The organism is Limnobacter olei (assembly GCF_029087225.1).
Classification (GTDB): Bacteria; Pseudomonadota; Gammaproteobacteria; order Burkholderiales; family Burkholderiaceae_B; genus Limnobacter; species Limnobacter olei.
The window spans coordinates 1-22197 of record NZ_JARFJD010000034.1 but is presented as its reverse complement, the minus strand read 5'-3'; the positions used below and the strand labels follow the sequence as shown (position 1 = coordinate 22197).

At 53.9% G+C, this 22197-nt stretch carries 27 protein-coding genes and 3 pseudogenes; 12 read left to right on the top strand and 18 right to left on the bottom strand.

The window, feature by feature from the left end:
• A partial coding sequence (locus tag PY990_RS15430) for a DNA-binding protein (RefSeq protein WP_275272370.1) occupies window positions 1-875 on the bottom strand: 875 nt, incomplete at its 3' end.
• A gap of 125 nt (window positions 876-1000) precedes the next feature.
• Between PY990_RS15430 and PY990_RS15425 the strand changes: the two genes are divergently transcribed.
• A complete protein-coding gene (locus PY990_RS15425) occupies window positions 1001-2182 on the top strand; it encodes a tyrosine-type recombinase/integrase (protein WP_105029061.1) in 1182 nt (393 codons plus the stop codon).
• Here PY990_RS15425 and PY990_RS15420 read toward each other — a convergent pair whose 3' ends face one another.
• Window positions 2183-2389 (bottom strand): helix-turn-helix domain-containing protein, encoded by a 207-nt coding sequence (locus PY990_RS15420; RefSeq protein ID WP_105029871.1) that lies wholly within the window; start codon window positions 2387-2389, stop codon window positions 2183-2185.
• Between the two features lie 131 nt (window positions 2390-2520).
• On the opposite strand from PY990_RS15420, the gene PY990_RS15415 reads away from it, so the two are divergent.
• The 3 genes from PY990_RS15415 (at window position 2521) to PY990_RS15405 (ending at window position 4981) form a co-directional block, all read left to right on the top strand.
• Entirely contained in the window at window positions 2521-3105 is a 585-nt protein-coding gene (locus PY990_RS15415; RefSeq protein ID WP_275272369.1) for a hypothetical protein, read from the top strand.
• Window positions 3102-4496 carry a DEAD/DEAH box helicase gene (locus PY990_RS15410; protein ID WP_275272368.1) on the top strand — a complete coding sequence of 465 codons (1395 nt, stop codon included), beginning with the start codon at window positions 3102-3104 and terminating at the stop codon, window positions 4494-4496. The genes PY990_RS15415 and PY990_RS15410 overlap by 4 nt, the downstream gene beginning before the upstream one ends.
• 176 nt (window positions 4497-4672) lie before the next feature.
• Window positions 4673-4981 carry a hypothetical protein gene (locus PY990_RS15405; RefSeq protein ID WP_105029934.1) on the top strand — a complete coding sequence of 103 codons (309 nt, stop codon included), beginning with the start codon at window positions 4673-4675 and terminating at the stop codon, window positions 4979-4981.
• An 86-nt stretch (window positions 4982-5067) separates the two neighbouring features.
• Here PY990_RS15405 and merR read toward each other — a convergent pair whose 3' ends face one another.
• Window positions 5068-5523, bottom strand: coding sequence for an Hg(II)-responsive transcriptional regulator (merR, locus tag PY990_RS15400; RefSeq protein ID WP_275272367.1), 456 nt, complete (start codon window positions 5521-5523; stop codon window positions 5068-5070).
• Between the two features lie 71 nt (window positions 5524-5594).
• Between merR and PY990_RS15395 the strand changes: the two genes are divergently transcribed.
• The 6 genes and pseudogenes from PY990_RS15395 to PY990_RS15370 all read left to right on the top strand — a co-directional run.
• Window positions 5595-5945 (top strand): mercuric transport protein MerT, encoded by a 351-nt coding sequence (locus PY990_RS15395; protein ID WP_001294660.1) that lies wholly within the window; start codon window positions 5595-5597, stop codon window positions 5943-5945.
• A 15-nt stretch (window positions 5946-5960) separates the two neighbouring features.
• Window positions 5961-6236: a mercury resistance system periplasmic binding protein MerP gene (merP, locus tag PY990_RS15390; RefSeq protein WP_033896065.1), complete on the top strand. Its 276-nt coding sequence runs from the start codon at window positions 5961-5963 to the stop codon at window positions 6234-6236.
• Window positions 6237-6307: 71 nt separating this feature from the next.
• A complete protein-coding gene (gene merA / locus PY990_RS15385) occupies window positions 6308-7993 on the top strand; it encodes a mercury(II) reductase (RefSeq protein WP_275272366.1) in 1686 nt (561 codons plus the stop codon).
• A gap of 35 nt (window positions 7994-8028) precedes the next feature.
• On the top strand, window positions 8029-8682 hold the full coding sequence (merG, locus tag PY990_RS16395; RefSeq protein ID WP_105029739.1) for a phenylmercury resistance protein MerG: 654 nt from the start codon (window positions 8029-8031) through the stop codon (window positions 8680-8682).
• A gap of 30 nt (window positions 8683-8712) precedes the next feature.
• Window positions 8713-9612: pseudogene (locus tag PY990_RS16390) on the top strand (Tn3 family transposase); the annotation flags it as partial.
• A gap of 5 nt (window positions 9613-9617) precedes the next feature.
• Window positions 9618-9923, top strand: a pseudogene (locus PY990_RS15370) (efflux RND transporter permease subunit); the annotation flags it as partial.
• Between the two features lie 45 nt (window positions 9924-9968).
• Here the strand turns inward: PY990_RS15370 and PY990_RS15365 are convergent.
• Together PY990_RS15365 and PY990_RS15360 are read right to left on the bottom strand one after the other, a co-directional pair.
• Window positions 9969-10781 (bottom strand): substrate-binding domain-containing protein, encoded by an 813-nt coding sequence (locus PY990_RS15365; protein WP_275272365.1) that lies wholly within the window; start codon window positions 10779-10781, stop codon window positions 9969-9971.
• Between the two features lie 54 nt (window positions 10782-10835).
• Window positions 10836-11930, bottom strand: a complete 1095-nt coding sequence (locus PY990_RS15360; protein ID WP_413789569.1) for a YeiH family putative sulfate export transporter — start codon at window positions 11928-11930, stop codon at window positions 10836-10838.
• 110 nt (window positions 11931-12040) lie between these two features.
• On the opposite strand from PY990_RS15360, the gene PY990_RS15355 reads away from it, so the two are divergent.
• A complete protein-coding gene (locus PY990_RS15355) occupies window positions 12041-12937 on the top strand; it encodes a LysR family transcriptional regulator (RefSeq protein ID WP_275272364.1) in 897 nt (298 codons plus the stop codon).
• 45 nt (window positions 12938-12982) lie between these two features.
• On the opposite strand, the gene sorU is transcribed toward PY990_RS15355, so the two are convergent.
• Genes sorU through PY990_RS15335 form a run of 4 tightly spaced genes read right to left on the bottom strand, consistent with a single transcriptional unit; the run spans window position 12983 to window position 15674 of the window.
• Complete coding sequence (gene sorU / locus PY990_RS15350; protein ID WP_275272363.1) at window positions 12983-13309, bottom strand: SorU family sulfite dehydrogenase c-type cytochrome subunit; 327 nt, start codon at window positions 13307-13309, stop codon at window positions 12983-12985.
• A complete protein-coding gene (gene sorT, locus PY990_RS15345; RefSeq protein ID WP_275272362.1) occupies window positions 13306-14505 on the bottom strand; it encodes a SorT family sulfite dehydrogenase catalytic subunit in 1200 nt (399 codons plus the stop codon). The genes sorU and sorT overlap by 4 nt, the downstream gene beginning before the upstream one ends.
• Window positions 14506-14527: 22 nt before the next feature.
• Entirely contained in the window at window positions 14528-15127 is a 600-nt protein-coding gene (locus PY990_RS15340) for a hypothetical protein (protein ID WP_275272361.1), read from the bottom strand.
• The gene (locus tag PY990_RS15335; protein WP_275272360.1) at window positions 15114-15674 is read right to left on the bottom strand and encodes an RNA polymerase sigma factor; all 561 of its coding nucleotides are present in this window, start codon (window positions 15672-15674) and stop codon (window positions 15114-15116) included. Before PY990_RS15335 ends, PY990_RS15340 begins: the two co-directional genes overlap by 14 nt.
• Window positions 15675-15793: 119 nt before the next feature.
• Between PY990_RS15335 and PY990_RS15330 the strand changes: the two genes are divergently transcribed.
• Window positions 15794-16129, top strand: coding sequence for a thioredoxin domain-containing protein (locus tag PY990_RS15330; RefSeq protein ID WP_275272359.1), 336 nt, complete (start codon window positions 15794-15796; stop codon window positions 16127-16129).
• A gap of 90 nt (window positions 16130-16219) precedes the next feature.
• Here PY990_RS15330 and PY990_RS15325 read toward each other — a convergent pair whose 3' ends face one another.
• From PY990_RS15325 to PY990_RS15285, 9 genes and pseudogenes are all read right to left on the bottom strand, one after another.
• Window positions 16220-17602 (bottom strand): YVTN family beta-propeller repeat protein, encoded by a 1383-nt coding sequence (locus PY990_RS15325; protein WP_275272358.1) that lies wholly within the window; start codon window positions 17600-17602, stop codon window positions 16220-16222.
• The gene (locus PY990_RS15320; RefSeq protein WP_413789566.1) at window positions 17599-18090 is read right to left on the bottom strand and encodes a DUF305 domain-containing protein; all 492 of its coding nucleotides are present in this window, start codon (window positions 18088-18090) and stop codon (window positions 17599-17601) included. Before PY990_RS15320 ends, PY990_RS15325 begins: the two co-directional genes overlap by 4 nt.
• Before the next feature lie 3 nt (window positions 18091-18093).
• On the bottom strand, window positions 18094-18939 hold the full coding sequence (locus PY990_RS15315; RefSeq protein WP_275272357.1) for an anti-sigma factor family protein: 846 nt from the start codon (window positions 18937-18939) through the stop codon (window positions 18094-18096).
• Entirely contained in the window at window positions 18936-19421 is a 486-nt protein-coding gene (locus tag PY990_RS15310) for an RNA polymerase sigma factor (protein ID WP_275272371.1), read from the bottom strand. Before PY990_RS15310 ends, PY990_RS15315 begins: the two co-directional genes overlap by 4 nt.
• 65 nt (window positions 19422-19486) lie before the next feature.
• Entirely contained in the window at window positions 19487-19915 is a 429-nt protein-coding gene (locus PY990_RS15305) for a nuclear transport factor 2 family protein (protein WP_275272356.1), read from the bottom strand.
• A 68-nt stretch (window positions 19916-19983) separates the two neighbouring features.
• Window positions 19984-20964, bottom strand: coding sequence for a patatin-like phospholipase family protein (locus PY990_RS15300; protein ID WP_275272355.1), 981 nt, complete (start codon window positions 20962-20964; stop codon window positions 19984-19986).
• Between the two features lie 75 nt (window positions 20965-21039).
• A complete protein-coding gene (locus PY990_RS15295) occupies window positions 21040-21390 on the bottom strand; it encodes a copper-binding protein (RefSeq protein ID WP_275272354.1) in 351 nt (116 codons plus the stop codon).
• Between the two features lie 76 nt (window positions 21391-21466).
• Window positions 21467-21994, bottom strand: a complete 528-nt coding sequence (locus PY990_RS15290; RefSeq protein ID WP_275272353.1) for a cupredoxin domain-containing protein — start codon at window positions 21992-21994, stop codon at window positions 21467-21469.
• Window positions 21995-22004: 10 nt separating this feature from the next.
• Window positions 22005-22197, bottom strand: a pseudogene (locus PY990_RS15285) (copper oxidase); the annotation flags it as partial.

Below are 22197 nucleotides of genomic sequence, written 5' to 3'. Positions count from 1 at the left end.
CAGTTTGGCCAGAATATGCAATTTGAAACTTCGAGTTTCGTTTTAACAGAGTTTAATTCCCCCTTGAGGTTTTCTAATTGAGTGCTGATATCTCGTATTGTCGAGTTTTTGAGATTGAGTTCCTCGGTGTGGGATTTTTGAACCGTTATTGCGTCTTTGACTGCCTTGTTTGCAATTTGCCGTTCCCTTTCAATTTCCATCAAGGCACGATTTTCGTGATCCTTAAGACGAGCCAACGCGCTATCGTGTTCTTTCGAAAGTCTGCTGCTCTCCGCCAAGAAGTCTTGTCTGGCTTTGTCTAGTTGCTGCTCTAGATCATTGCATCGCTGAGTTGCATCCTGCAGGCGTTTAGATTCAACTGTAAGTCGGGTTTTTTCTTGTCTTATAGTTTCCTGCAGATCCATGATATGTGCATTTTTATCAGCATCAGCTTGTTTAAGTCGACTAATGGTCGTCTCAAGTGCGGTGTTATCGGCTCTCAATCTGTCCATTTCTTCTTGCAGCCGATAGAGTTCTTTTTGATGGACTTCTTTTTGTTCGTTAGTTGATGCATTTCCAAGTTCTACAGCGAGCCGCCAAGTTTCTTTCAGTGCATCGGTAAAACCGGATTTCAAACTTTCTGGCATGCCCGGTATTGCCAGGTCTACCCTGCTCCTCTCTCGCTGTGACGCGAAAAATTCTTGAACTGCTTTGGTTGGAGTTCCCATGCTGCCTTTTTTTACTAATCCATAGAGTTTTGTGGGGGTTGGCACGACACCGTGTTGAAAAAACAGAATTTCACAAGTCCTTTTGTAAACATCAATCGTGGTCAAGCCCTGATCCATCATTTTTTGAATTTGTTGACGAATATCGCTATCGAAGTCAGTTTCTTTCACGGAGCGCCTCAGTTTTGTCCTCATTGATATGTATTATTACATAATACGTAACAAACATACGTTTTAATTGATCTATTTTGACATTACACTTATAATGTCAATGTATTTGTTCATCCGAGGTTGTTTTGAGTTTTGAGCTCATTCCCAGTGCGTTTTCAAAGAATCCAGCATTCCAAATCAGTGCGTTTGATGGTTCTACTGGAGTAAATCGCGCCTCCGGTCCGCGTCAAATCGCTGCAAACCGGGATGTAGATGCTATTTCTGCATGGCTAATGCAATTTCAAACCTCAAAAAGTACATTTGACAGTTATCGCAAGGAGGCCGAGCGGCTACTGTTGTGGTCCGTTTTGCAGCTATCAAAACCACTTTCCTCGCTGGTTTATGAAGATCTACAGCTCTACAGGCAGTTCTTGTTAGATCCGCAACCCGCTGACTTTTGGGTGTCTTCACCAGGGCGTCGATTCGGACGCAACGATTCCCGTTGGCGACCCTTTGCGGGGCCTTTGTCAGCAAGTAGTCAAAGGCAGACTTTGGTAATCCTTAATTCGATGTTTAGTTGGATGGTTGAGTCCGGGTATTTGTTGGGTAACCCGCTTGCCTTGGGCAAGCGCAGATCGTCGAGTTCGCCGAAAACTGTCACACGCTATCTTGATCCTAATCTATGGCTTGAGGTGAAGGCTTTTATTCTTGAATTGAGATCAACTGACCTGCCCAGGTACCATCGCTTGCGGTGGTTATTTTCATTGTTTTACCTAGGTGGTTTGCGGATTTCAGAGGTTTCACAGGGTTGTATGGGGGATTTTTATTTCCGAAGAGCCCCAGACGGCAAAGAATTGTGGTGGCTACGGGTTATCGGTAAAGGCAATAAAGAGAGACAAATTCCTATTTCAGTAGAGTTTCTTGATGAGTTGTTGCTGTATCGATCTTATGTTCAGGTGTCTGGTCTTCCGAGTGTAGGGGAGCAAGTTCCGCTGTTTGGTTCAGCCCGGAATTTTCGCATTAGGGTTGGTAGATCTTCCATACATGGGACTGTGACTGATTTGTTTGCAGATGTTGCGGCCAAATTGCGTATGCAAGGAGATATGCACGCTTTACGACGTGCATCGCAGCTTGAATTGGCCTCAGCCCACTGGCTTCGCCATACCGCTGGCTCTCACATGGCAAATTCAGGCGTTGATTTGAGAGTGATTCGGGACAATATGGGGCATGCATCAATCAGCACAACCTCTATTTATCTGCACACCGACGATGATCAGCGTCATGCCGATACTTCAACGGCTCACCGCGTTTCTTGGTCAAATTCATGACTACGGCAACAACTCTTTGATGTCGCATTCGAGGGTGGCTGCGAGTTTGTAGGCTTTTTCAAGGGTGATGCGCACCTCTCCCCTTTCAATCCTTCCCATGTAGCTGCGATCAATTTCCGCTCTCAGCGCCAATTCATCTTGAGAAAGTCCCCTTAGTTTTCGTGCTGCTCGTACTTTGTTGCCGAATATTTTTGCCACGTCTTGCATAGTTGCCTCTCTAGAGGCAAGAACTATCCAAATTTGCGGCTTTAATAGCCACGGATTATAATCCGTCCTTTCTAAAAACCCCTTTTTTTCAATTGCTATTAGCAAGGGGGAAATGACACCGATGGAGCATCATGACAAGAAGTCTTTCACCCGAGTTTTATTCAGTTCTGATTGAGGGGAATTTGAACAATTTCACAGTCATGGAATTGAGAGACGCGATCATTCGTGAATGTAAAGATGAAACAGATATGACCTTGCGTGACCATCATAAACGTGCGTATCGTGTGGTTCTAAGGCTTCTAACCGCAGGTTTGCTTGAAAAAAGCAAAGACATTTCTGAATTTGCTCGCTACAAGAAAACCCCTCTTTTTGTAGCCTCAGTGTTTAAGCAAAGAGTGACAGTTGAGCGGGGGCCCAAACAGCCCAGGCAACCCAATCAGCCCACGCAAGTCGAGCATGGGGCTCCCAGTTTGCCGGTCAAAGATACTTGCATTCGAGACGAATTGGATCAATTGGTAAAAACTTATCAGGTCGATTTGCTGTCTTCGATCGGTGAATCCGAGGAGTATCTGCGCTTGCACCAAACCTATCCGCAGCTTAAAGCCAAGCTCGAGCCTCATTACCTTAAGTCCAGGGATGTCAGTTCAAAAATACTCGGAAAGATTCGCGCCATTGAAAGCGTGCTTGCTGGCATGCCGAAAGATCCCGTTTTATGAAGCTGCGTCGATGGCAATCCAACTGTCTTACGGGTGCTTTGAACTGGTTCAAAACTCAGTCACATTTCATGTGCTTGGCAACGCCTGGGTCGGGTAAAACCCGGCTATCCGCAGAACTGGCTAAAAGTCTGCTCCAAGCAAATAAAATCGATTTTGTATTTACCTTTGCACCATCAATTGAAGTTGCACAAAACACCTCAAATACTTTCACCAAAGTGCTTGGACGTCGATTTGATGGGCAAATTGGTGCAATAGGCGGCGCTTACACTTACCAAAGTTTGTTATTCATTCAAGCGGATTTTTGGCAGATATTCGATTCCCATCGTGTTTTAGTGGTCTTGGATGAGGTTCATCATTGTGCTGGCAGTGATCTTTCAAACTCAAATTCTTGGGGGGAACAGGTTTTGCTGCGAATTCAAAGTAAAGCCACTTTCAGTATTGCACTTAGTGGTACGCCTTGGCGAAGTGATGACTTGCCAATCGTACTTGCCAAATACACTGATCCTGAAGGCAAGGTTCGCTGTGATTATGAGTATGGTTTGGCCGAGGCAATCCATGATGGAGTTTGCCGAAATCCAAAGCTGGTCCTCATTGATCACGATCGTATTCTCTTGAGGAATCTACAAAGCGGAATCCAGTCGTTCGAATCCTTTGCCGAGTTACTGAGCTCGAATGGCATTACGTATGACCAACTCATTCAAAATCCTCAGGCTGTTCATTTCATGCTGAATCGTGGGTGTCAAAAACTTAAGGAAATTCGCCTAAAAAACCCCAATGCGGCTGGTCTTGTTGTGGCTCGATCGGTTGAGCATGCACACGTTATAGCCGCTGAGCTTTCAAATACATTCGCGCAGTCCGTGAAAGTGGTCACCTACAGAGATCACGATGCTTCGAAAACAATTGATGCTTTTAGGTACTCTAATGAACAATGGATTGTTAGCGTTGGGATGATTAGCGAGGGTACTGATATTCCAAGGTTGCAAGTGTGTTGCCACCTCAGTATTGTCAAAACGGAAATGCATTTCCGACAGGTTTTGGGTCGAATATTGCGTATGACCAATGATGTCGATAAAGATGGTTGGATGTTTGTTTTTGCTGAGCCAACTCTAGTCGAATTTGCAAATGAGCTTCACCATGAAATCCCGGAGTCTCGTGTTGTTCAATTTGATGGTTCTCGCCCACATGTAGCCGCCGAGCAGAGGATTGGCAGGGCTTTTGATGCTTCAACAAAGCTCAACGACTATTCGGAAATTCGCTGCAATGATGACCTGCACCTAACGCCTCAACCAGAGATCTTCGATTCAGAACCAGCGAGGTCTTCCCGTGCTCGGTTGGAATGGGCTGGTCAGTTTAGAGAGCAGATCATTGCAACATTCAACTCATCATTTTAACGGATGAAGATGTTTTGTTCGCGCTGGTGTATACCGGTTAGTATTTTGGTTTGTTACAAATTTGTAATTCAATTGAGAGGATCTGGTCATTCGTCCCTGCGTAAAGTGTGAGTCATGCCAAAGCTTGATTAAAAGCCGAGGCGAAACCCAAACTGATACACACAAGGAGATTTACCATGAAAACACGTCAATTGATCGCATCCACAGTGTTTGCCATTTCCGCAACGCTTCCAGCTTTTGCCTTGGCCAGTGGCCCTACAGATCACGGTGATGGCACTGACCACGTGGCACTGATCAGCCAAGGTAAATCGGCCACCCAAGCGACAGTGCTAAAGGAGTATCAACAAGCTATAGCTTCAGGCCAGTTCAAACCCCTGGCTGGAGACTCTACTGTGTTGACACAGCAATTCGAGCCTTCGAAGTCTCGGGCCGAAGTGCTTAGTACCATTAAAGGTGTTGACCTCACCGAAGGCGATGCAAGCTAATGAAAGGAGTAAGGGTTGGTGTTAATTCGACGCCAACCCCGCGTTTACTTTATGGGGTCGTCTCAGAAAACGGAAAATAAAGCACGCTAAGGCGTAGTCACCCCGTGACTCCCCCGCGCCGATGCAGCGAGCTTCGTTCCGTCTTGCAGTGACGCAATCAGCGGGCAGGAAACGTTCCCTTTCCGCGCATGGCAGGCGCACACCAGTTCAGACAGCACGGCCTCCATGCGTGCCAAGTCGGCCATCTTCTCGCGCACATCCTGAAGCTTGTGCTCGGCCAGGCCGCTGGCTTCCTCGCAATGGGTGCCATCCTCCAGCCGCAGTAGCTCGGCGATTTCGTCCAGGCTAAAGCCCAGCCGCTGGGCCGATTTCACGAACCGCACTCGTGTTACATCCGCCTCGCCATAGCGGCGAATGCTGCCATAGGGCTTGTCTGGCTCCGGCAGCAGGCCCTTGCGCTGGTAGAACCGGATGGTCTCCACATTGACCCCGGCCGCCTTGGCAAAAACGCCAATGGTCAGATTCTCAAAATTAATTTGCATATCGCTTGACTCCGTACATAACTACGGAAGTAAGCTTAAGCTATCCAAACCAAATTTGAAAGGACAAGCGTATGTCTGAACCACAAAACGGGCGCGGCGCGCTCTTCGCCGGTGGGCTGGCCGCCATTCTTGCGTCGGCCTGCTGCCTGGGGCCGCTGGTTTTGATCGCCTTGGGGTTCAGCGGGGCATGGATCGGCAACCTGACGGTGCTGGAACCCTATCGCCCGATCTTCATCGGCGCAGCGCTGGTCGCGCTGTTTTTCGCCTGGCGGCGCATCTACCGACCGGCGCAAGCCTGCAAACCGGGTGAGGTCTGCGCGATTCCCCAAGTGCGAGCTACTTACAAGCTCATTTTCTGGATCGTGGCCGCGCTGGTCCTGGTCGCGCTCGGATTTCCCTACGTCATGCCATTTTTCTATTAATCACAGGAGTTCATCATGAAAAAACTGTTTGCCGCCCTCGCCCTCGCTGCCGTTGTTGCCCCCGTGTGGGCCGCCACCCAGACCGTCACGCTGTCCGTACCGGGCATGACCTGCTCCACCTGCCCGATCACCGTCAAGAAGGCGATTTCCAAGGTCGAAGGCGTCAGCAAAGTTAACGTGACCTTCGAGACACGCGAAGCGGTTGTCACCTTCGATGATGCCAAGACCAGCGTGCAGAAGCTGACCAAGGCCACCGAAGACGCAGGCTATCCGTCCAGCGTCAAGAAGTGAGGCACTGAAAACGGCAGCGCAGCACATCTGACGCCCTTGTCTGCTACCACAAACGAAAAAGGATCTGTCGCATGACCCATCTAAAAATCACCGGCATGACCTGCGACTCGTGCGCGGCGCACGTCAAGGAAGCGCTGGAAAAAGTACCCGGCGTCCAATCTGCCATAGTGTCCTATGCCAAGGGCGCGGCCCAGCTCGCCCTTGATCCAGGCACAGCGCCGGACGCACTGACCGCCGCCGTGGCTGGCCTGGGCTACAAAGCGATGCTCGCCGATGCCCCGCCGACCGACAACCGCACTGGGCTGTTCGACAAGGTGCGCGGCTGGATGGGTGCCGCCGACAAGGGCAGCGGCGGCGAGCGCCCGTTGCAAGTCGCCGTGATCGGCAGCGGTGGAGCCGCGATGGCGGCAGCACTGAAGGCCGTCGAGCAAGGCGCGCAGGTCACGCTGATTGAGCGCGGCACCATCGGCGGCACCTGCGTCAACGTGGGTTGCGTTCCCTCCAAGATCATGATTCGGGCAGCCCATATCGCTCATCTGCGCCGTGAAAGTCCTTTTGACGTGGGGCTCACTGCGACGCCGCCTGTTGTCTCGCGTGACCGTTTGCTTGTCCAGCAACAGGCGCGCGTGGACGAGCTGCGAATTGCCAAATATGAAAGCATCCTCGAAAGCAATCCGTCAATCAATCTGGTACGAGGCAGCGCCCGTTTCAAGGATGGCCACACGCTTATCGTGGAAGCTGCAGAAGGGGACTGGCACGAAGTGGCGTTTGACCGCTGTCTCATTGCTACCGGCGCGAGCGCAGCCATTCCGCCGTTGCCTGGTCTTGCAGAAACCCCCTATTGGACTTCCACCGAAGCGCTGGTTAGCGAGACCATTCCGAAACGGCTCGCAGTAATCGGTGCCTCAGTAGTAGCGCTGGAACTGGCGCAGGCGTTTGCACGGCTGGGCAGCGAAGTCACGATCCTGGCGCGGCGCACGTTGTTTGCGAGCGAGGACCCTGCCATTGGCGAGGCCGTGACCGCTGCCTTCCGCGCGGAAGGCATCACGGTGTTGACACAGACACAGGCAAGTGCCGTGACCTATTCCGATCGCCAATTCATCCTCACGACCCCGCAGGGAGAGTTGCGCGCGGATCAATTGTTCGTTGCTACCGGCCGCGCACCGAATACCACCAGCCTGGATCTTGAACGAGCAGGTGTGGCGCTCGACTCGCAACATCGCATCGTGATCGATAAAGGCATGCGAACGAGCGCACCGAACATTTATGCAGCCGGCGATTGCACCGACCAACCGCAGTACGTCTACGTTGCAGCCGCCGCTGGCACCCGTGCCGGTATCAACATGACAGGCGGCGACGCAACGCTCGATCTCGACGCTATGCCGGCAGTCGTGTTCACTGATCCGCAAGTTGCCACGGTTGGCTACAGTGAAGCAGAAGCCCAGCGCATCGGCCTGCAAACCGACAGTCGTACTCTCACGCTCGACAATGTGCCGCGTGCACTCGCCAACTTCGACACGCGCGGCTTTATCAAGCTTGTCGCTGAGGCTGGATCTGGACGCATTCTTGGGGTTCAGGCTGTAACACCGGAAGCAGGCGAGATCATCCAGACTGCCGCGATTGCCATCCGGGCTCGCATGACCGTCCAGGATCTTGCCAACCAACTTTTCACCTACCTCACCATGGTGGAAGGTCTCAAACTGGTGGCACAGACTTTCTCGAAGGATGTGACACAGCTATCGTGCTGTGCGGGCTAAACCAAGGACACGAAAAGAGCGACAGAGGAGTTTTTATGTTTTGCGATATTAGACTAACAGCACGTTGCACCCGTGCATGCTTAACCATTCTGTTGGCGGGTACTGCAGCGTTTGGCTTGTCAAACAATGCGCTGGCGGCCTACGACTTTTCTAAGCTGGGAGCAGCGATCGAAACATTGGCGCCGGAGACCGTCGACGGCTGGGAAAAGAAAGCGAGGGCGGGCGATGCCATGGCGCAGAACATCATGGGTCTTGCCTACAAATGCGGTATGGGCGTAAAACAAGACCATGCTGCATCGATCCAGTGGTTTCGCAGGGCGGCCGAGCAGGGTGAAGCTGATGCGCAGTTCAACCTGGGGCGCCTCTACGCAAGCGAAGTCGACGGTACGTATAAGAAAGGGCGTGCGGCTCCTGCCGACGATGCACAGGCGTTCAAGTGGTACCGCCTCTCTGCCGAGCAGGGACACACGCAGGCTCAAGTCAGGCTGGCTCAACTGTTTGCGAAGGGGCTCGGTGAGGTCGCGCGCGACCAGGTTCAGGCCTACAAGTGGATGAGTCTGGCAGCAGCGTCAGGAGAACCAACGGCAGCAAAAGTCATTGCCGACTATGCGGCTCAAATGAAGCCCGAACAGGTGCAGCAAGCGCAATTGCTGGTCCAGGAATGGAAACGCCGGCAAAGCGCACGCTGACGTGATCTTTGAAAAGCGCGGCATGTAATCGCCAAGGGTGTGCTCGATGCCATCGACATGCTGCGCGGCATGAACAGCGACAGCGCGCGCAAGGTGCCCGCCGATGCGCCAACCGCATTCATCAAGCCGCGCTGGGCAAAGCTGGTTCTGACCGACGACGGCATCGACCGGCGTTACTACGAGTTATGCGCCCTGTCGGAGCTGAAGAACGCGCTGCGCTCCGGTGATGTCTGGGTGCAGGGTTCTCGCCAGTTCAAGGACTTCGACGAATACCTGGTGCCGGTCGAGAAGTTCGCCACTTTGAAGCTGGCCAGCGAATTGCCGCTGGCAGTGGCCACCGACTGCGACCAATACCTGCATGACCGGTTGGAATTGTTGGAGGCGCAACTCGCCACAGTCAACCGCATGGCTGCGGCCAACGACTTACCGGATGCCATCATCACCACCGCGTCAGGCCTGAAGATCACGCCGCTGGACGCGGCAGTACCAGACGCCGCGCAAGCCATGATCGACCAGACAGCTATGCTGCTGCCGCACCTCAAAATCACCGAGTTGCTGATGGAGGTCGATGAATGGACGGGCTTCACCCGGCACTTTACGCACTTGAAATCAGGCGACCCGGCCAAGGACAAGAACCTGCTGTTGACCACCATACTGGCCGACGCGATCAACCTGGGCCTGACCAAGATGGCCGAGTCGTGCCCCGGCACGACCTACGCCAAGCTGTCTTGGCTGCAAACCTGGCACATCCGCGATGAAACCTATTCGACGGCGCTGGCCGAGCTGGTGAATGCGCAGTTTCGGCAACCCTTCGCCGGCAACTGGGGTGACGGCACCACGTCATCGTCGGACGGCCAGAACTTCCGAACTGGCAGCAAGGCCGAGAGTACCGGCCACATCAACCCGAAATATGGCAGCAGTCCAGGCCGACCCTCCACTACATCAACCTGTGCAAATTCGAAGGTGAAACTTTTGGCATTCCCATGATTGTGCGCGGCTCGCTGGAACGGCTTACCCCGGTGTTGATGACCGCGCTGACTGCCGCACTTGCGCTGACCCCCTTGCTGCTTTCAGCCGACGCACCGGGCAAAGAAATTCTGCACCCGGTGGCCGTGGTTATATTTGGTGGTTTGATCAGCTCCACCGTTCTGGACACCTTGTTAACGCCCCTGATGTTCTGGCTGGTGGGCCAAAAACCCCTTGAAACAATCCTGACCAAGCAAGGTCAGGAAGCTTATTGATTTATTGCAGGAATAGCTTATGAAAAACCATTGAACTCCACTGCATCAATTTCGAACCCAACCTTCGGTTGCCATTAATTTTTGCCCCTGAGCCGAGACCAAAAATTCAACAAACTGCTTTGCATTGGAGTCGGCCAGCGGAGATATCACCACATTGACATCGCGCCAAATGGCCCTGGCTGGTTCAATTTTGACCAGTTCAAGGTCATCGGACTTCACGATCGGCCAGTTCGGCCAGGTGATCCATGCGTCGGCATTTTGATTCTGGAAGGCTTTGTAACTTGCACCAGAGCCTGTTGAGTAGGACACAATGTTTTTTCTGAAAGCCTTGACGTCATCAAGTCGGCCCAAACGGCCGGCCACGTCTTCCCACACCCCGGTGCCCGAGGTATTGGATACACCAGACCCTTCGGTCACCACGATTTTCATGCCGGGTTTCAACAAATCGGCTATGCCCTGGATGTTTTTCGGATTGCCCTTTTTAACTGCGATGACCGCTGGGCGAATATAAATTGGCTCTACTTTGGCGCTGTCGAAAGTTTTGTAGGTTTCGAGAAAAGCGGTCATGGATTGTTCTGAAGTGCCCCACAGCATGTCCGCATCCGCCTGCGCTTTCAGGCTCCAGGTTTTTTCTGGCCCGGCAATAATTTCTACTTTTTGCCCAGTGTCTTTTTCATACTGCTCGGCCACTTTCTTAAACGCAGTATGCGGGCCGCCCGCGCCATAAAACTTCAATACGCCGTCCTGGGGAGCGTGTTTGATTGACGGGTCATACAACTTCGAAGCATCCGCGATCGCGCTGCCTGTGGCCACGCAAAGCAATACTGCCAACAGGCTATTGATGTGTTTGAACTTCATTTTCTCACCTCTCTAGAATGCGAACACATTGTTTCGCGACAAAAAATACGTGAATCAAGCGAACCAGCTTGACACCAAGTTGTTGATCAATGCGCCACCTGAAATCAGCCATCCAAAAAGAACAAGGGCAAGCATCAGCGGTTTCACCCCCGCCTTGCGAATGGAAGACACATGTGTGGTCAAACCCAGTGCAGCCATGGCCATGGTGAGCAGCCAAATATCCAGCTGCACAAACTCTTCCACCACGTGTTCACTGAAAATTGACAAGGAATTCAAACCAACCATGGCGATGAATACAAACGCAAACCAGGGAATTGAAAGCCGTTCGCCTGCTTTGTGCCCACCCTTGTGAGCACCCGCACCCTTCGTTCTTGACATGTAAACCGACAAAGCAAGCAAGAAGGGCGCAAGCATCATGACCCGTACCATTTTTGCAATCACTGCCGTGTTGGCCGCCTCGGGACCAATGGCCCGCGCAGCGGCCACTACTTGGGCAACTTCGTGTACGGTAGACCCGATGAACACGCCGAATTGGTCAGGCGCCATCAATTGCCATACGCGATTCCATTCATACATCGCGGGATAAAGAAAAATGGCCAAAGTGCCAAATACCACCACGGTGGATACGGCCACAGTGACGTCCTCAGATCGCGCTTTGACAACTGGCTCAGTCGCCAACACAGCAGCTGCTCCGCAAATTGAACTGCCGGCACCAATCAATATTGCAAGTTCACGCTTTAAGCGGAATACCTTCACACCCAGAAAAATCGCCAAAGCAAATGTGGATACAAGCACCAAAGCATCAATGAGTACACCGCTGACCCCCACATTGAATACATCCTGAAAAGTCAGTCGGAAGCCATACAAAACAATACCCGCTCGCAACAAGGTGTTTTTGGAATACACCACACCTTTACCGCAATATTGCGCAAATTGCGGGTACACACTGTTGCCCAGAATAATGCCCATCACAATTGCAATGGTTAGGGCACTGAACCCGTGCTCCTTCAACCAATCCAGGTCACCAAGGAAAATTGAGGTCGCTGCCACTACACTTGTCAGCAGCAGGCCCAAGGCCAGCGGAACCATTTGTGCAGGAAGAACCTGTCCAAAAGAATAACCGTGTAATAACTTCACTTTCGAATTCATGGTTGCTGCTCCAATTGCGGTTCTTGTTTTTACACCTTGAATGTATCCCGCTTTCCATAATTTATAAAACAAGTAATTTATGTATAATCAAGCTATAAAATAGGTAAATAATGGTACGAGTCTCCCTTCGCCAACTCGAGGTGTTCGTGGCGGTGTGCAATGCCGGAAGCACAACCGCAGCCGCGCCTTTGGTTTCGCTGTCCCAGTCGGCAACCAGTGCAGCAATCAATGAACTTGAAAGCCTGTTGAATACACGTTTGTTTGACCGGGTTGGCAAACGCCTGGTCTTGAACGGATTCGGCGAAACCTTGCTACCTCAGGCCAGGCAACTGTTGAGTACTGCCAGTCAAATCGAACAGCAATTCAACACTGCAAATCCTGCAATCAAACTGGGCTTGCGAATTTCATCCAGCACCACCATAGGAACGTATTACCTACCGCGTTTGCTTTCACGGTTTTCGACAACAAATTCACTTCCAACACCTTCAGTACACATTGCCAACACGGCCGAAGTTATTGCCAAGGTGTCCGGTTTCGATGCAGACTTCGGCCTGATCGAAGGGCACTGTACTAACCCAGACCTGTTCGTGGAGCCCTGGTTCAAAGACGAACTCGTGGTGGTTTGCGCGCCCACTTACCCACTGAACCAACTCGGCAGGAAACTGACATTCAAGGAGCTTCGCGCCGCCCGCTGGCTATTGCGTGAAGGCGGATCGGGTACGCGGGAGTCGGTAGAAAGCGCACTGATTCCACACCTCAACACCCTGGCTTGTGCCGGTGAATTCAGCAACTCCGAGGCGATCAAGCAAGCTGCGCTGGTGGGGCTGGGTTTGGCCTGCCTGTCACGCGCGGTGGTTGCTGATTTCCTGGCGCTGGGAAAATTGGTGGAACTTCAAACCACACTGCCCCCACTCTTTCGCAATTTCTATATCCTGACACGACCCGAGCGAACCATGCTGCCTCACGCCCGGCACTTCCTTGACTTTTGCCGCAACATGAACCACTGAGGCGCAAGGTATACCAGCCCCTGCGACCCCAATGGTACATGCACGTTACTTTCCCGCTGCGGCTTTGGCCACATATTTGGCCAAGGCAAGGATTTGCTCGTCACTGAGCCTACCCTTGTAAGACGGCATTTGCCCAATGCCATCGCGAATGGCTTTGGCAACCCGCGCCTCGTTAGGCTTCAGCTCATCGAGAACAGGGCCGATTGCACCTTCCGACCCCGCATCGGAAAGCGTATGACACACAGCACATGCGGGTACAGCCTTTTGCGTGAACAATTGCTTGCCCAAAATCAACTGTTCATTCTCGCCCGCAGCGGCACCAAGCGCCAATGTTGCAAAAAAACAGCCTGCCAGTGCAACTTTGATTTTCATGCCACGCTCACTTTGACAGAATGATCCATCCAGCTTGTGTTGTTAAAGCCACCTGCATTCTCAAACCGCGCTTCGGGCTGAACCGCACCGCTCGTATCTGTCGCACGGCTGGCCAACTGGTACTCTCCGGCCTTCAAATTAGCATCAAACACAAACTGTCGCCAGGCATACTTGCCGAGATCCGGACCTACGAAACGGGCCGCCGACCAGCTTTTGCCACCATCCACGCTCACCTCAACGCCCTTGACTGCATGCACCCCTCCAAATGCAACGCCGTGGATTTGCACACGGCCAGCTCGAACCACGCCGTCCTCAGGAAGAGGCGAATTGATCCAGGACTTCACCGACATCTCGAGTACGGATGGAAGATCCGGGCCCGCTGTACCGCCCACCGGGGTGATGCGGTAGCCATGCGACATGATGTTGGCCTTGGTTTCCTGCTCAGTGAACGACAATTGCTTGATGTACTTGATGTTGTTCACCCCGGTGTAACCCGGCACGATCAATCGCAAAGGCCCACCGTGCGCCAACGAGATGGGCTCACCATTCATTTCCCAGGCCAACAGTGCGTCCTCCACGGCTGCAAGGGGTAAGGAACGCTCAACGATGACACTCAGCGGATCCAGCCCCTGTGGGAGCACCTCGCCACCGGTGCCGGTCATGTACTTTGCACCGGCCTTGATTCCTCCGACCGCTTTGACCACATCACGCACCGGCACGCCACTCCAGATCACGCAACCTGCGGCACCTACTTTCCATGGCGTACCGCTGGGCTTGCTGGGGAAAAATCCACGCCCGTTGCCAGAACATTGCAGCACCATAGCCGTGGTTTCAAGCCCCATGCTTTTCAGGTCGGCCAGTGTATAGGTCACTGGTTTTCCAACACCGGAAATCGCGATAGCCCAGTTGTCCCTGTTCTCGAGAATAGCAGGGTCGGGCGGCGGCAAATTATTCCGGACATACAACTGGTCGCTGGGTGTGATCACGCTGCTGCCATAGGCACTGCGTTTGGTCTCCAGCGTGTTGCTGCTGTGAACGATGATATCGCCAGGAATTTTCCAGTTCGCGTAGCCAGGCAAGGGTTTTGCATCGGCGGCAAACCCCAGTTTGGCCCAGCCCGCCATGCCAACTGCAGACATGGCTGCTGCCGTGCCTTTGAGCATTAGTCTTCTTGAATTCGATTCCAGTATTCGCATTGTCTTCTCCCTAATGTTTTGATCAACTTCGCCGTGCTTCATCGAATGCGCGAGTGGCAGCAGAAATCGCTTTTTCTTTCTGTGCCACCATCACCACCACCTTACCATTTGTATCGTGTTTCACTTCCCAGTACACATTGCTCCACCAACCGCGCCCTTGGGGCAGGTCGGTTTTCCCGTCGAAGGCAAACAGCGTGACCATGCCACCTTTTTCAAAAAAAGTGGTCAAGTGATACGCAACCTTGCCGTTGATGTCGCAAGGGCGAATCAACTGAGTGAACCCGGGAACAGGGGAATGTGCTGGCAAATCAAACTTGCTTGCCAGCTCGGCCGTACTCATGAATTGCCCGCGCAAGGTGCGCTCATAGTATTCATGCTCTATGGCACCCCGAACCAGTTCCGGCGGACGCACGGCAAGAACACCCCCTATACCGCTCACAAGCAGGCCGCACAGCAGCATCAGCGGCATGGTCGGCTTCTTCCAGAAAGGTCGGTGACGGTAGAGCCCGGCTGGAGGGTCTCCCGACGGGAACGCCATCGACAGCCCAGCGCGTGCATTCAGATCAAATTCGCTGTCAAGAAGGGAGCCTGAAGCAGGCTCAAACGGATCATCGTGCATCATTGTTAATTACCAGTTGAGCCACGGAAGTCGCTCCTGTACTACCCACTTTGGGCGAATCTGCGGGGCTCATTGCATGCTTCAGGGCATCCCGGGCGCGGGAAAGCCGGGACATCACCGTGCCGGGGGCAATATCAAGCGCCTCGGCAATCATCGCCGTTCCCATATCGTCAAAATAATGAAGCACCAAGACCTCTCGATGAATGGGCGCAAGCCTCCCCAGAGCACGGACGAAATCCATTCGCTCTCCGTGATCAGAAGAAAAGGGCTGATCCACATGTTCCTCCTGGCCATCGTCAAGTTCCACCGTTTTGGGCTCGGCGTGCCGAATCAGACAGCGGCGCATGATCCTGAACAGCCAGGCCCTGGCAAGCGCCTTGTCGCGCAATTGGTTTCGGTGCTTCCAGGCCAGAAAGTAAACATCTTGAACAATGTCTTCGGCCAATGCCTTGGAACCGGACAAAGCCCATGCACTGCGCATCAGGAAACGGTAATGTTCCTTGACCCACAGGTTGTAGCGATCTTCGGCAGTGGTGAAAAAATGACTCATACCATATAAGAGCACAAAAACAGATTTTCCATTCCATCAGAAATAAAATAAATTCCTGGTGCTGTTCGAGGACAGAAACCAAATACACTGCTTGATATTATTGTCAGCAAGAAGCAACAATGACTGCGAATTACATGAATCCTGCAAACCCCACGATCGAGAATCCATTAACACCGAAATATGATCTGTATCTGCTATGCGCTAATTGGTGCAGGGTGTGCCGGGAATTCGAAGAACTGTTCAGAAGTGTCACCAATCAGTTTCCAGAAATTCGCCTAAACTGGATAGATATTGAGGAGAATCCTGAATGGGAAGACAAGGTGATCATTGAGTCATTTCCAACCTTGCACATCGAAAGCAGGGGAATCAGCGGCAGGGTCATATTTTCCGGAGCGATCGAGCCCGATGCACAACAGCTGCGTCGCCTGATCGACTCATTTACGCAAACAGGTTAACGCCCACCGCCGGGTGCCGAGAATTGACTCGTGGAGGTGCAATGGGGGCTGGGTGGAGAGCGATAAACCCCAATCACCCCCATGCAATCGTTACGGACCAATTAAAACTGCCGCTGATGGATCCGCCAATGCATTGCCCTCCACCACCAGAATCTGCGCGGCGGAGGCCGCCTTTGACGAGACCGTAGTCACCGCTTCTCGCAGCGGGCCAATCACCGTGCCGTTCGCCGCGCCGGCGGGGTTGGTCTTGAAGCTCGCGATCGGCGAACGCTGGCCATTCACGTACACGTTGTACACCGTTTGTGGCTTGAGCTTGAAGAGAAAAACTTCCAGGGCGTCCACCAGCCCCAGATTGCGTGCCACGACGAAGCCACGGGCCTCTCCCTGCGCAGCCTTGAGCGCAATGTTGATCGGCTCGTCGTTGGCACGCGGCACGAGATGCGCCGTGCCCGTGCCGCTGGGCACGGCGTTCGACACGTAGACCAGCGCCTGCGGGGCCTGCCCCACGGGTGCGCGAGCGATCACCCGGTCGGTGGCGGTGTCGATCACGTCCACCGCGTCACCGTTTTCAAGCCCCACGTACATGCGCGTGCCATCGTCGGACGGCCAGATGCCGTGCGGCAGCGCGCCCACCGGGATGGTGGTCAGCAGCTTTGGGGTGGCGTCGGTGGTGTAGACCTTCACCGCGTTCTCTCCGCCCAAGGTGACGTAGGCCAGCGTGCCGCGTGCGGTCTTGGCGAAACCCAGGTGATTGGTGATGAAGCCGGTGTCGAATACGCCCTTCACCTCGAGGCTTTCTGTGTCGATGCGAGTCACCTTGCCCACGTCCTTGTGCGTCATCCACACTTCCTTGAAGTCCGGAGTGAACTGAAGGAAGGGGGAGAAGGGGCTGACCACCGGGATGCGCTTGATCACCTTGCGCGTGGGCACGTCGATCACGTCCACCTCCGGCGTGAAGCTGTGCACGACGAAGGCGATGTTTTTCTGAGGATGAAACAGCACCATGCCCGGCCCAGCCGCGGTTTCGATGCGGCCGACTTCCTTGAAGGTGGCGGCGTCGATCACGGACACGTAGTTCTCGCCTCGCACGACTGCCCACACTTGCTTGCCGTCTGGCGTGAAGAACGCTTCGTGCGGCGAGCGGCCGATGTAGGCGATGCCTTTGACCTGGTTGGTGCCGGTGTCGATGAAGGCAACCGAATTGGAGCCGTTGGAAATCGCGATCAGGGTCTTGTGGTCGGGCGAGAAGCCCAGGCCGTGCACGTTGAGCTCGCCCTTGTACAGCGGCGACAGCACGTCCGGCCGCACGTTGCCCAGCCGGATCTGGCCCAGCAGCGTGTTGGACGAAGGATCGATCACCGACACTGTGTTGGTGTTCTGGTCAGCGGTGTAGACGCGATCGGTGGGTGCCGGCGCGGCCAGCACGATGCCGCTGAACAACGCCAGCGGCAGGGTGAAGGAGAGTCGTTTCATCGTCGGGTTCCTTGTGTTGTGTCGGTGGAGAGGGATGGGTTTGCTGCTGCTTCCTGGTTGGCAGCACCGTCGGCATGCCGTGCGAGCCAGGCCTGCATCAGGCGGATTTCGTTGTGCTGTTCGGCAATAATAGCCAGCGCGAGGTTGCGCAAATCCGGATCTTGGGTGGACAGCAGCACGGCCTTGGCCATGTCGATGGCACCCTGATGGTGCGGAATCATCATCGTGACGAAGTCGTGGTCCGGGTCACCGTTCATGGGCGCGGCGCGCATGCCGTGGTCCATCACCGCCATCGCGTCGTCCATCAACTGGGCGAAAGGTTTGGCCGTGCTTGCCACGAAGGCCGGCGGAGCTTGCGTAGGGGTTGCAGCCGGATGAGAGTGGGCGTGTTGCGCCAGCACAGGCAGACTTGCCAGCATGGCCAACATGGCAACAGCACACTGGCGGATCGATGTTGCTTTTGTCATTTTGAAACGATGTAATTGCATGAGTCAACCTGGTTGAAGTTGCGAATAAACGGCTTTGGCAATGCGCGCAAGCTCGCCCTTGTCGATCCCGGCCGACAAAGCATAGCCGAACTGGCCGTCAATCCAATAAAACACGTTGACCGGCCCTTCCTGCGCGAAACGGAAACTGGTGTCTTGAGCGGCGCTTTGCTCATTCGTGACGTAAAGCGTCAGCCGCTGCCCCGTGGAATCGTGATACATGAACTGCGCCACCGGGCCGCTTGATCCAGGCAGCAGGCGGCCACCGATCAGTTCGAAACCCAGCTCCCCCAGCTTCGGGGGATGAATCTTGGCGGCCAGGCGCTTGGATAGCCAGGCAACCAACTGATCTTCCTGCTCGGCACCAATCTCCACTGGACGCCGCACATCAGGGCTAAAAACCACATGCGCAACGGCGGCTTGCCGGGGCAGGCTATTGGCCGCCGCATACACTGCGGCCACCGGTGCACGGGCCGATTGCGCGAGCATATCCGGAGTTTGCCATGCACCGCGCCCCAGCCAGCCGGCACCTGCCCCCAGGAATACCAATGCAAGGCCTGCCGCCATACGTTCAAGCGACCAGCGCGACAGGCGTACCCTTTTTTCGAGATGTCCAGCGACACCGGGGCGTGGCGCACGGGCGGCCTGTAACAAGGCATCGGGTACGGTCTCATCCAACACCGAATCGAACAACGCCTTGATCGCCTGTTTGTCTTGCTGGTAGGCCAGCAGGCGCTGCACCTCCTGTGGGCGCTCGGACAGATAGGTTTCGATCTCGGCGCGTCGGGATTCAGGCAACAGGCCGTCGACATAGGCCTGCAAATCTGCTTCAGTAATGGGCAAGGAGTTCATTTCACCACCTTCAAAATCCTGGGCTGAATACGCCCTTCCATCACACCACGCAAGCGCGACCGCCCACGCGACAGCCGCGACATCACGGTGCCCAGCGGCACACCGAGCGTGCGCGCGATCTCCTCGTAGCTCATGTCTTCCAGTGCCACCAGCAACAGCACTTCGCGCTGCTCGGGCAGAATCTGCTGCAACGCGGTTTCCAGATCTCTCATGTCAAGGCCATCGGTTTGTGAAGCCCTGACCGGCAACTCGAGAGCTTCATCATCAAGTGCTACGGTCGTCAGACCAGGCCGACGTCGTTGATCCACATGCAGGTTGTGCAGAATGCTGAACAACCAGGCACGCATGTCAGCACCATGCTGCCAGGTGTCGATGCGGGTCCAAGCGCGCTGCAGCGTGTCCTGCACCAAGTCGTCTGCGGCAGCATGGTCACCCGCCAGCGCACGGGCGTAGCGCCTTAAACGCGGCACGGCGCTGACCATCAACGCCCCCACCTCCGTCAACAATGCATCCTGAGCGCTCATTACAGAGAGATCCGGATTGCCGATCAGTAACCCGAAACCGCCAGTTTCGGATCGATCTGCCAGATCTCGTTCACGATCTTGCCTTCCCGGTAAGTCAAAACATAGCGCACTTTGATCGGCTGCTTGCCCTCGAATTGCACATTGGCAGTTACTGTCGCGCCCTTGGGGTTGGCTGCCTCTTCGACCTTGTCGACTGACACCTTCAAGGCCCCTTGCGACTTGGTAAATTTTTCCCACACGCTTCGGATTGAATCAACACCCGCGTAACATCCGTCCAGAGGACCACCGACCCAGGTAAGTTCCGAATTCTCGGAATAGCCCAGCATAAGCGTGGCGAGATCCCCCGATCCGACAGCTTGAAAATGTGTTCTGGCCTCGTCAGCAGGTCCGGCGAACGCCGTGCTACTGAACAGGGTCGCAAGAGCGAAAGCGGTTGCGGTAAGTGACTTCATAGTGGCATTCCTTGTCGAAGAGGGAAAAAATCGGGCTTACGTCAAGGTATACGAAGACGAGATCCAGTTTATTCCCGGGAACTTCCGACAATAACAGGCACCTGAAGCCTGTTGCCATGAACAGCAGCGCTTACTTTGTTGATATTCGCTGCGGCGATGCGATATCCCGATTGATACACCCAATCCAGGTCCCTCAAGCCAAGTTGGCCAACATTGTTCAACTGGGGTGATATCAGTACCTCTGCCTGAGGCATCTCGAGCTCTTTGATCCGGAAACTTGAAATCAGGAATGTTTGGAACAAGAGATCGGAAAGTGTTTTGACCTCCGCCAATGCCGGGGGATAAACCACATCCACGGCCACAATCGGCAAATTGCTCAGTTGTTGAGCAGGCAATATGGGCAAAGGCGAACTTGCCTGCCCATCGATGTACATTCGACCTTGAATGGAAGGGGGTGTAAAAAACCCGGGAATGGTCGACGAGGCGCGCACCGCCCGCGCCACATCACCCGCATTGAAAACAACCGGTTTGCCCGATTCCAGATCGGTCGCCACAATGGCAACGGGTCGTTTCAGTCGTTCAATCAATTGAGTGCCGAAGTCAAGCCTTAACTGGCTCTCCAGCGCCTGCCCGGAAAAAAGCCCCAACTCTCCCGGCAACAATGGTTGCCCGAAGCTGGGCAACACCGGGGCAAACAGATCACTGTTGCGCAGTTGTCTGGCCCGGTCCAGCATTTGGTCAGCCGTATAACCCAACCCCCAGTAGGCAGCAACTACAGCGCCAGCACTGGTACCCACGACCAGACTCGGCTCAAGCCCGTGTTCCTCCAGCGCCTTGAGCACTCCAATGTGCGCAAATCCCCTGGCGCCGCCGCCCGACAACACCAGCACAAACCCCGACTGGATCTTCCGGGTTTCATCAACCTGCTTTGAACTAAACCAGGGTTCCTGCTCTACAGTGGTGTTCGGTTCGTGACTTTGTGGGCGAACGAAGGCGCCCACTGTTTGGCACGCGCAAAGCACCAGCGTGGCTCCTGCAAGAACGGACAATGCGTAAAACCTTTTTGAAAAACAGGGTCTCACACCGTACTCAATTCAAGCGCAACGCGAGTGCCCTGCGAGCAATTACTGTTTCTGGATGTGTGTCAGATTCATGTCCTTGTCCACACTGAACATCACATTGTCACCTTTGCTCAAACCTTCAAGCTGGGCCTTGTCCTTGGCGGTGAACACCATGGTCATGGGTGGCATTTGAAGGTTTTTGATTTCGCCATGCTTCAGGGTGACTTTGCCATTTTTGGAATCAATTTTCTTGATTTCGCCCTGAGTCATGTCGGCATTGGCCTGCATGTTCATATCTGCGGCCTTCTCTACACCAGCGTTGCCAGCGTGTGTTCCGTGATCACCGCCCGCGAAAGCGGATGAAGAGGCCACAATTGCGAGAGCGGCAAGCAGGGTTGACATGGTGTTTTTCATGATGAATGTCCTTCTAAAAAATTAACGTTGTTAAAACATGGTCGTGGTTTAAAAACGCACGACCTGGTTGGCCGGATTACTTTTGGGCTCCCGATGATTTTGCAACCTGGATTGGCCCATGCATGCCCGCATCGAAATGCCCGGCAATCAGACAGGCAAACTGGAATTCCCCGCTGCGGTTGAAAGTCCATACGAGTTCAGCGGTTTCACCCGGGGCCACATGCGCCATGTAGGGTTCATCATGCTCCATCTTTGGAAAGCGCTTCATCATCTCGGCGTGTTCAAGATTGTTCGCCTTGGTACCCAAGACGAACTCGTGCATGATCTTCCCATTGTTTTTCACAATGAATTTAACGGTTTCACCCTCCTTGAATTTGAAAGACGAAGGGTCAAACCGCATTGAATCAGACATCGACACCTTGATTGTTCGGCTTGCCTTGACAGGAACGCCCGCAATGCCCCAGTCCTTTTGCTCAAAAACAGGCTGCGCCTTCTCCGCAGCGCTGCCGTGCTCTTTGGTGCCATGGGCCAATGCAACCATCGGCATCAAGACCCCGACAGACAAGGCCAATACAATTGCGTGACGATTGAATAGGTTTTTCATAAACTGCTCCTTAATGGCCTGAATGGCCTTGAGGTTTTCTGACCTTCAACTCGATTGTTTCCTGAGGTCGATTACTGGATTTCATGGCGGGCTTTCCCGCCTTGTCGGATGTTACGGGCTTGGGCATGTCTGGGCCTTCGTATTCAAAAGCCACGGTTTTGCTAGGATGTTTGTACCAACCGGGGTCTGAATAATCCCCAGGC